At 69.5% G+C, this 9,690-nt stretch carries 7 protein-coding genes; 2 read left to right on the plus strand and 5 right to left on the minus strand.

What is annotated here, in order from left to right:
• Positions 1 to 91 precede the first annotated feature (91 nt).
• The gene (locus ASG74_RS07730; protein ID WP_056141071.1) at positions 92 to 1,444 is read left to right on the plus strand and encodes an MFS transporter; all 1,353 of its coding nucleotides are present in this window, start codon (positions 92 to 94) and stop codon (positions 1,442 to 1,444) included.
• Between the two features lie 194 nt (positions 1,445 to 1,638).
• A complete protein-coding gene (gene ilvA, locus ASG74_RS07735) occupies positions 1,639 to 3,174 on the plus strand; it encodes a threonine ammonia-lyase, biosynthetic (protein ID WP_082569590.1) in 1,536 nt (511 codons plus the stop codon).
• Positions 3,175 to 3,183: 9 nt separating this feature from the next.
• Here ilvA and ASG74_RS07740 read toward each other — a convergent pair whose 3' ends face one another.
• The 5 genes from ASG74_RS07740 to nuoL all read right to left on the minus strand — a co-directional run bounded on the left by ASG74_RS07740 (position 3,184) and on the right by nuoL (position 9,690).
• Complete coding sequence (locus tag ASG74_RS07740; RefSeq protein ID WP_056141076.1) at positions 3,184 to 3,552, minus strand: VOC family protein; 369 nt, start codon at positions 3,550 to 3,552, stop codon at positions 3,184 to 3,186.
• A gap of 87 nt (positions 3,553 to 3,639) precedes the next feature.
• Positions 3,640 to 4,626 (minus strand): polyprenyl synthetase family protein, encoded by a 987-nt coding sequence (locus ASG74_RS07745; protein ID WP_056141078.1) that lies wholly within the window; start codon positions 4,624 to 4,626, stop codon positions 3,640 to 3,642.
• A complete protein-coding gene (gene nuoN, locus ASG74_RS07750; protein ID WP_056143317.1) occupies positions 4,623 to 6,179 on the minus strand; it encodes an NADH-quinone oxidoreductase subunit NuoN in 1,557 nt (518 codons plus the stop codon). Before nuoN ends, ASG74_RS07745 begins: the two co-directional genes overlap by 4 nt.
• A gap of 17 nt (positions 6,180 to 6,196) precedes the next feature.
• Complete coding sequence (locus ASG74_RS07755) at positions 6,197 to 7,738, minus strand: NADH-quinone oxidoreductase subunit M (RefSeq protein WP_056141080.1); 1,542 nt, start codon at positions 7,736 to 7,738, stop codon at positions 6,197 to 6,199.
• The gene (gene nuoL / locus ASG74_RS07760) at positions 7,738 to 9,690 is read right to left on the minus strand and encodes an NADH-quinone oxidoreductase subunit L (protein ID WP_056141084.1); all 1,953 of its coding nucleotides are present in this window, start codon (positions 9,688 to 9,690) and stop codon (positions 7,738 to 7,740) included. The genes ASG74_RS07755 and nuoL overlap by 1 nt, the downstream gene beginning before the upstream one ends.

Here is a 9,690-nt window from a genome sequence, read left to right on the forward strand (position 1 = left end):
CCGGGCGGCCGTGTCAGGCGCTGGCTGGATCTCTGCGTGATGTGGCACCCCTGCCACTAGGGATCGCGCCGCGCACTGTCAGGATCGTCGCATGACCGACGACGTCGCCCTGGGCGCGAACGCGAGCGCCGAGCCCTTCGTGGGCGACCGGCCGCGCCGGCCCATCCACTACGGATGGGTCATCGCCGCCGTCACGCTCGCCGGGCTGGTGGCCGCAGCGGCCTTCCGGTCCTCCACCGGGGTGCTCCTCGACCCGGTGGAGCAGGAGTTCGGCTGGTCACGCACGACGACCTCGGGTGCGGTGAGCCTCAACCTTGTGGTCTACGGACTCACGGCGCCGTTCGCCGCAGCCCTCATGGAGCGCTTCGGCATCCGCCGCATCGTGACGATCTCGCTCGCCGCCGTCGGGCTGGCGAGCGCCGCCACGACCTTCATGACCTCGCCGTGGCAGCTGTGGGTGCTCTGGGGCCTCGTCATCGGAATCGGCACGGGCTCGATGGCCCTCGTCTTCGGCGCGATCGTCGCCAACCGCTGGTTCGTGTCCCACCGCGGGCTCGTCATGGGCATCTTCTCGGCCGCCAATGCCACCGGCCAGCTGGTCTTCCTCCCGGCGATCGCATGGGCCGCGACGCAGCACGGGTGGCGGTCGGCGGCACTCGTGGTCGCCGGACTGGCGCTGGTCGTCGCCGTGCTCGTGGGGACGCTCTTCGCCGACCGCCCGTCCAACCGCGGGGTGCTGCCGTTCGGGGCCACGGAGGAGTCGGAGAGGGCCGCCGAGGAGGCAGTGCTCCTGGCCGCCTCCCGGCCCACCGTCTCCCCCGCCCGCACCGCCATCGCGGTCCTCACCAGGGTGAGCCGCACGTGGACCTTCTGGGCGCTGCTGCTGACGTTCTGGGTGTGCGGCTGGTCCACCAACGGGCTCATCCAGACCCACTTCATCCCGGCCGCCCACGACCATGGCATGGGTACGCAGACCGCTGCAGGCCTCCTCGCGCTCGTCGGGATCTTCGACATCGCCGGAACGGTCGCCTCGGGCTGGCTCACCGACAAGGTCGACTCCCGGGTGCTGCTGGCGATCTACTACGGCGGGCGCGGCCTCTCGCTGCTCGCCATCGACGCAGTGCTCGCACCTGACGTGCAACCGGCTCTGTGGGTGTTCGTCGTCTTCTACGGCCTCGACTGGGTCGCGACGGTGCCGCCGACCGTCGCGCTGTGCCGCCAGCACTTCGGCCTCGCCGACTCGGGGATCGTGTTCGGCTGGGTGTTCGCCTCGCACATGGTCGGCGCGGGTGTGGGCGCCTCGATCGCCGGCTGGATCCGGACCTCGTCGGGCAGCTACAGCTCGGCGTGGCTGCTCGCGTCCGGGTTGTGCTTCGCCAGCGTCGTGGTCGCCCTGTCCATCCCTCGCCGCCACGACCTCGTGGCAGCTCCACAGGCTCACTGACCATCCACTGACTGCGCCTTCAGCCAGTCGGTCAGGGGAAAAGAGCCGGCTGGAACTGTCCCCACGCGCAATCAGTCGAACGAGGGTGCGGTGCCGGAACTGGCCCAACGCGCAATCAGTCGAACGGAGGGCGTGGCTGTCTCGACTGGTGGGGGCTGATGACGGGGCTACCGCTGGCGCGGTTTGCTTGGTCCATGTCCGCACCGCTCCCCTCCGCCTCCACCGGGTCCGAGCACCTGCGGGCCGTCCTGCGTGCTCCCGTCTACGAGGCAGCGGTGCTCACCCCGCTCGAGCCCATGGAGTCCCTCTCGGCCCGCCTCGGCAACTCCGTCCAGGTCAAGCGCGAGGACCGCCAACCCATCCACTCGTTCAAGATCCGCGGTGCCTACACGCGCATGCGCGCGCTCACCGCGCAGGAACGCGCCCGAGGCGTCATCACCGCCTCCGCCGGCAACCACGCGCAGGGGGTTGCCCTGTCCGCCTCCCTCCTCGGCGTGCACGCCGTCGTCGTCATGCCCGCCACGACCGCTCCGATCAAGGTCGGGGCGGTGCGGGGGCACGGCGCCGAGGTCGTCCTCGTGGGCGACACCTTCGACACCGCACAGGCCGAGGCCCTGCGCCTGGCCGAGGAGCGCGGTCTCATCTACATCGCCCCGTTCGACGACCCACTGGTCATCGCCGGCCAGGGCACCATCGGCCTCGAGCTCATCCAGCAGGACGCCCATCTCGACCGGGTCTTCGTACCCGTCGGCGGAGGTGGTCTGGCCGCCGGGGTCGCCGGCCTCATCAAGAACCTCATGCCGGGCATCAAGGTCATCGGCGTCGAGCCCGAGGACGCCGCCTGCCTGAGCGCGGCCCTCGAGGCCGGAAGGCCGGTCGAGCTGGCCGAGGTGAGCCGCTTCGCCGAGGGAGTTGCGGTCAAGCGCATCGGTGACCTCACCTTCGACCTGTGCCGTCGCTACCTCGACGACGTCATCACGGTCGGCTCCGACGAGATCTGCGCCGCCGTCAAGGACATCTTCGAGGACGTGCGGGCGGTGGCCGAGCCCGCCGGCGCCGTGGCACTGGCGGGACTGAAGAAGTATGCGGAGGCACACGGCATACAGGGTGAACGCCTCGCCCACGTCCTCTCCGGTGCCAACGTCCCGTTCGACACCCTGCGCTACATCTCCGAGCGGGCCGAGATCGGTGAGCACCGCGAGGCGCTCTACGGCGTGACGATCCCCGACCGTGCCGGCGCCTTCCTCGGCTTCTGCGGCGTGCTGGCCGGTCGTGCCGTCACCGAGTTCAACTACCGCACCGACGGCACGTCGCAGGCACGCATCTTCGTGGGTGTGCAGCTCTCGGGCGGTGCCGCCGAGGGGCGCGAGATCCACGAGAAGCTCTCGGCGGCGGGCTACGAGGCGGTCGACCTCTCCGACGACGACACCGCGAAGACCCACGTCCGCTACATGGTCGGCGGTCGCGCGCCGGGCCGCGACGAGGAGGTCTACAGCTTCGAGTTCCCCGAGCACCCGGGTGCCCTCACGCGGTTCCTCACCGAGCTCGGCACGCGCTGGAACATCACGATGTTCCACTACCGCAGCCACGGCACCGACTACGGCCGGGTGCTCTGCGCCTTCGAGGGGGTGGGCGACGACGCCGACTTCGCCGCCCATGTGGCCAACCTCGGCTACCCGTGCCGGGACGTGTCGGCCTCCCCGGCGCTGGCCTACTTCCTCCTGCGCTGAGGGTGCGTCTCAGCTGCCGGTGCTGGTCTCGCCCTCATAAAGCCCCACGGAGTTGCCGTCGGGGTCCTGCAGGACGGCCCACCAGCTGGTGTCACTGATGGGGCTCTTGTCCATGAGGACCGTCGCACCCTGCTCCGTGGCCTTGGCGAGGGTCTCGTCGATCGAGTCGACCTCGACATAGGAACGGGGCTGGGTGAAGCCCTCACCACGAGGCGCCAGCCCACCGCCGCTGATCTTGTTGGGGGCCTGCCACATGGGGTAGCCCTCGAACCCCGGCGGCTCGGCGATCTGCCAGCCGAACAGCGAGCTGTAGAAGGTCTTGGCCCGCTCCATGTCGGTGACGGGGATGTCGATGTGCGTGATGTCGCCGTGAGGCATGAGCGCCCTCCTCGGGTGGGGCGGTCGCGGGTCGACCGCTGCACTCCACTGTGGCACTGCCGGCCTCCCGCGGACAGGCCAGTCGCCTCAGGAGACGCGGTGCGTGACCGAGGTGGCCAGGGCGAGCAGGGCCGTCTTGGCCTCGCTGTCGGGCAGCCCGACGAGCGCCTCCTGCGCCTGCACCCCGACCGCACGCGTCTCCTCGCGGGCCCGTGCCAGCGCCGGGTGCGCCCGCAGCAGTCCAAGGGCCTCGGCCAGGTCCGCGTCACCGGAGAGGTCCGAGCGCAGCAGCTCCTGGAGCCGGGCGTCGTGGGGGTCGGTCGAGGCCAGCGCGTGCGAGACGGCGAGGGTGCGCTTGCCCTCGCGCAGGTCCATGCCCGGCAGCTTGCCGAGCTCCTCCTCGGAGGACTCGATGTCGATGAGGTCGTCGGCGAGCTGGAAGGCCATGCCCAGCCGCTCGCCATAGACGCGCATGGTCTCGATGACGTCGTCGTCACATCCGGAGAACATCGCACCGTAGCGCGCGGAGGTGGCGATGAGCACGCCGGTCTTGTCCTCGAGGACCCGCAGGTAGTAGGCCCCCGCGTCCTCGCCCTCGGGCGCCTGGCGGTCGTCACGGATCTGGCCGGTGCACAGCCGGATGAACGTCTCGGCCTGGATGCGCACGGCTTCCGCTCCGAGCTCGGCGACCAGCGCCGATGCGTGTCCGAAGAGCAGGTCACCGACGAGGATGGCCGTGGAGTTGCCGTATGCCGTGTTGGCCGTCGGCGTCCCGCGCCGCAGCTCCGCCTCGTCCATGACGTCGTCGTGGTAGAGCGAGGCGAGGTGGGTGAGCTCGACGGCCGCCGCCGCGATGACGACCTCGTCGTTGACCCCGTTGCCCAGCTCGGCGGCCAGGATGGTGAGCATCGGGCGGAAGCGCTTGCCCCCGGCGCGCAGCAGGTGCACGTTGGCCTCGGCGATGAAGGGGTCGTCGTGGTCGATGCGCTCCTCGATGAGCGCCTCGACCCGCGCGAGCCCGTCGGTGAGCCGGTCCTGCAGGCCGGCCGACACCTCCGGCAGGGCGAGGGTCACAGGATGAACTGCGACACCCGACCGGCGAGGTCGAGGATCGGGCCCGGGACGATGCCGAGGACGACCGTGCCGAGGGCTCCGACCGTGATGGCGATCGTCGACGCGATCGACGGGGTCAGCGCGACGACGACGTCGTCAGCCGTGGACTCGGTGAAGTACATGAGCACGATGAGCCGGAAGTAGACGAACGCCGTGACTCCCGAGGCCAGGACACCGACGACGACCATCACGATGCCGGCAAGGCCACCGTGCGCGACGGCCGGCGCGAACACCGCGAACTTCGCCGTGAAGCCCGAGGTGAGCGGGATGCCCGCGAACGCGAGGAGCATCAAGGAGAAGACGCCGGCGACCACGGGGTGGTTGCGTCCCAGTCCTGCCCACTGCGAGATGTGGGTCGCCTCGGAGCCGCCGGAGCGGACGAGGAAGACGATGGCGAAGGCGGCGATCGTCGACAGGCCGTAGGCGAGGACGTAGAACATCACGCCGGACACCGCCGTCACATCGAAGGCGAGCACCCCGACGAGCACGAAGCCTGCGTGCGCGATCGAGGAGTAGGCCAGCAGGCGCTTCATGTCGGTCTGGGTCACGGACACCACCGCCCCGACGACCATCGTCAGCACGGCGATGGCGGCCACACCAAGGCGCCACTCGATGCGCGAGGCCTCGAGACCGACGTAGGCCAGGCGCAGGATGGCGCCGAACGCCGCGAGCTTGGTCGCCGCTGCCATGAAGCCGGTGACCGGGGTGGGTGCGCCTTGATACGCGTCCGGGGTCCACGAGTGGAAGGGCACCGCACCGACCTTGAACAGCAGGCCGATGAGGGTGAGGACGACACCGGGGAGCAGCAGTCCCTCGAGGTCACCGTTGGCCGTGGTGATCGCGCGGGAGATGACCGCGAGATCGGTGGAACCGGCATACCCGTAGAGCAGTGCCGCACCGAAGAGGAAGAACGCCGACGAGAAGGCGCCCAGCAGGAAGTACTTCAGCGAGCCCTCCTGCGAGAGCAGGCGACGACGCCGGGCCAGTCCGGTGAGGACGTAGAGCGGCAGCGAGAGCACCTCGAGCGCCACGAACATCGTGATGAGGTCGTTCGCGGCGACGAACATGAGCATGCCGAACATCGCGAACAGCGTCAGCGGAAAGGCCTCCGACGTCGCGAAGCCCGCACGCTCGGCGTTGGCCTCGGCGGGCGAGCCGGGCGTCGCGGCCCCCATCGGGGTGAAGGCGTCGGCGGAGCGGCCGCCGAAGCGCTCGGACATCGTCAGCACACCGAGGATGCCGAAGATCAGCAGGGTTCCCTGCATGAACAGCGCCGGGCCGTCGACCACGATCGAGCCACCGGCGGTGACGGTCTGGTGGTCGACCGACACGAGGGCGAGGACCACGAACGAGGCGACGAGCGCGACGAGCGTCAGGGCCACCTGGATCATGTGCCGGGACCCGCGCGGCGCGAACGCCTCGACGAGCACCCCGAGAAGCGCGGCGCCCACGATGACGAGCATCGGCGCCAGTGCCGCGTAGTCGATCTGGACGGCCTGGAAGGCCGTCGGCATCGCGGTGGACAGGGCGGTCACTTGGCACTCCCGGAGGCGTTGGTCGGCGCCGGATCAGTGACACCGACGAGCTGCAGCGTCTGCTTCACAGCGGGGTTGACGAGGTCGAGGACCGGCTTCGGGAAGAACCCGAGCACCAGGAACGACGCGATGATCGGCGCGATGACGACCCGCTCGCGCAGGCCGAGGTCGCGCGGCTCACCCGCCTCGACGAAGGTCGGGCGCGGCCCCGTGAAGAGGCGCTGGTAGGTGAGCAGGATGTAGAGCGCGGCGAGCACGATCCCGAGGGTCGCGAACGCGGCGGCCCACTGGTAGCGCTGGAACGTCCCGGCGAGCACGAGGAACTCGGACACGTAGGACGACAGCCCCGGGAGCGCCAGCGAGGAGAGCCCGGAGATGAGGAACGTGCCGGCGAGCACCGGGGTGACGCGCTGCCAGCCGCCGTAGTCGGCGATGCGCTGCGTGCCGTGGCGCGAGATGAGGAACCCGGCGAGCAGGAACAGGCCGGCGGTGGCGAACCCGTGGTTGATCATGTAGAGCGTCGAGCCGGCTCCACCGGTGGTCGTCATCGCGAAGATGCCCAGGACGATGAGGCCGAAGTGGCTGACCGAGGTGAACGCAATGAGGCGCATGAGGTCGCGGGAGCCGATGGCAAGCAGTCCGCCGTAGAGCACCGAGATCACCGCCAGCGTGATGACCACGGGGGTGGCCCACTTCGCAGCCTCCGGGAAGAAGCCGAGGCAGAAGCGCAGCATCCCGAAGGTGCCGACCTTGTCGAGGACACCCACGAGCAGCACAGCGGTGGCGGGGCGCGCCTCCGCAGCGGCGTCGGGCAGCCACGTGTGGACGGGCCACATCGGGGCCTTGATCGCGAACGCGATGAAGAAGCCGACGAACAGCCAGCGCTGCGTCGCGGTGGACCCGCCGACAGCACCCTCGAGCGACTCGTAGAGGAAGCCGTGGTCCCCGCCCGGGCCTTGGAAGTAGAGGCCGATGACGGCGACGAGCATGATCAGCCCGCCGACGAGCGAGAAGAGGATGAACTTCACGGCGGCGTACTGGCGACGCGGGCCGCCGAACATCCCGATGAGGAAGTAGACGGGGACGAGCATCGCCTCGAAGAACACGTAGAACAAGAAGACGTCGCGGGCCGCGAACACCCCCACCATGAAGGTGAGCAGGATGAGCATCAGCGCGAAGTAGGTCTTCTCGCGCGCCGGCTCCGCGTCCTCGCCCAGGTCGTTCCAGGCCGCGAGCAGGCAGATGGGCGTGAGGATCGCCGCCAGGAGAATCAGCGACAGCGCGATGCCGTCGACGCCGAGTGCGTAGGAGACCCCGAACTGCGGGATCCACGAGTGCGTCTCGGTCAGCTGGTAGCGCTCGCTCGAGCCGTTGTCGAACTGTCCCCAGGCGACCAGCCCGAGAGCGAGGGTCAGCAACGAGACGCCGAGCGCGATCGGCTTGGCCAACCGCGACGAGGCGGACGGCAGCAGCCAGATGACCGCCGAGCCGACCAGCGGCACGACCATCAGAAGCGTGAGCAGGGGCAGGCCGGACATCAGTTCATCACCCACAGTGCTCCGAGGACGGCGACGACACCGGTGAGCATCGTCAAGGCATAGGACCGGGCGTAGCCCGTCTGGAGGCGGCGCAGTCGCGAGGACAGTCCGCCGATCGAGGCGGCCAGCGAGCCGACCACCCCGTCGACCCCCGACCCGTCGGTGAAGACGAGGGCGCGGGTGAGGTGGGTGCCGGGGCGCATGAACAGGCCCTCGTTGATGGCGTCCTGGTAGAGGTCGGCACGGGCCGCCTGCGTGACCAGCGAGCCTCGCGGCGCCGTCAGCGGCACGGAGTCACGCCAGTAGAGCATCCAGGCGTAGCCCGCTCCCCCGGCGACGAGCAGCAGCGTCAGGACCATGATCACGGGGACCGCGAGCACGGGGTGCTCCTCGCCGTGGCCGCCGACGACCGGCTCGAGCCAGTGGCTGAACATGCCGCCCCAAGACAGGATGAGGCCGAGCAGGCCGGAGCCCACGGCGAGCACGATCATCGGGACGGTCATGGTCAGGGGCGACTCGTGCGGGTGCACGGCGCGCTCCGGGTCCTCGCGCTCGTCGATCCAGCGCTTCTTGCCGTGGAAGGTCAGGAAGAACAGGCGCGACATGTAGAAGGCGGTGATCCCGGCGCCGATGAGGGCGATGAACCCGAAGACCCACGGCTTCCACCCGTCACCGATGAACGCGGCCTCGATGATCTTGTCCTTGGACCAGAAGCCCGAGAACGGCGGCACACCGAGGATGGCGAGCCAGCCCAGGCCGAAGGTGATCCAGGTGATCTTCATGGCGCCGGACAGGCCACCGAAGCGGCGCATGTCGACCTGGTCGTTCATGCCGTGCATGACCGACCCGGCCCCGAGGAACATCCCCGCCTTGAAGAAGCCGTGGGTGATGAGGTGGAAGATCGCGAAGGCGTAGCCGACCGGGCCCAGGCCCGCGGCCAGCATCATGTAGCCGATCTGCGACATCGTGGACGCGGCCAGCGCCTTCTTGATGTCGTCCTTGGCGCAACCGACGATCGCTCCGTAGAGCAGCGTGATGGCACCGACGATGGCGACGGCGAGCTGCGCGTTGGGCGCGGCGTTGAAGATCTCGTGCGAGCGGACGACGAGGTAGACACCGGCGGTGACCATCGTCGCGGCGTGGATGAGCGCCGACACCGGCGTGGGGCCGGCCATGGCGTCACCGAGCCAGGACTGCAGCGGGAACTGCGCCGACTTCGCGCAGGCTCCGACGAGCAGCAGCAGCCCCAGGATGGTCATCGCGGTCGAGCCGGCCTGGGCCGCACCGGCGTTGACACTGACGAAGTCCACCGCGCCGAACTTCCAGAACATGAACATGATCGCGATCGACATGCCCACGTCACCGACACGGTTGACGAAGAAGGCCTTGTTGGCCGCGGTCGCGTAGGCCGGGTGGTGGTTCCAGAACCCGATGAGCAGGTAGGAGGCCAGACCGACGCCCTCCCAGCCGACGAACAGCAGGAGGTAGGAGTCCGCGAGCACCAGCAGGAGCATCGACGCGACGAAGAGGTTGAGGTAGGCGAAGAACTTGCGCCGGTTGGGGTCGTGCTCCATGTAGCCGATGGAGTAGACGTGGATGAGCGAGCCGACGAAGGTGATGAGCAGGACGAAGGCGAGCGAGAGCTGGTCGATGAGCAAGCCGGCCTCGAGCTGGAACTGGCCTGCGGGGATGAAGTTCCAGCCGCCGACGTGCGCAGCACGCTCCTCCTGACCGCGACCGACCATCGCGAGCAGCATGATGAAGCCGAGGACGAAGCTGGCCCACGAGAGCGCGGTGGCGAGCAGGTGCCCCCACGCGTTGGTGGCCCTGCCTCCGAGGAGCAGGACCGCCGCGCCGAGGACCGGGAAGCCGACGAGCAACCACGCGTATGCCGTGACGCCGGTGGCCGAGGCCACCTCACCTTGCGAGGCGAGCAGTGCGAGTGAGTTCAC

The sequence above is a fragment of the Knoellia sp. Soil729 genome (genome assembly GCF_001427985.1).
Classification (GTDB): Bacteria; Actinomycetota; Actinomycetes; order Actinomycetales; family Dermatophilaceae; genus Knoellia.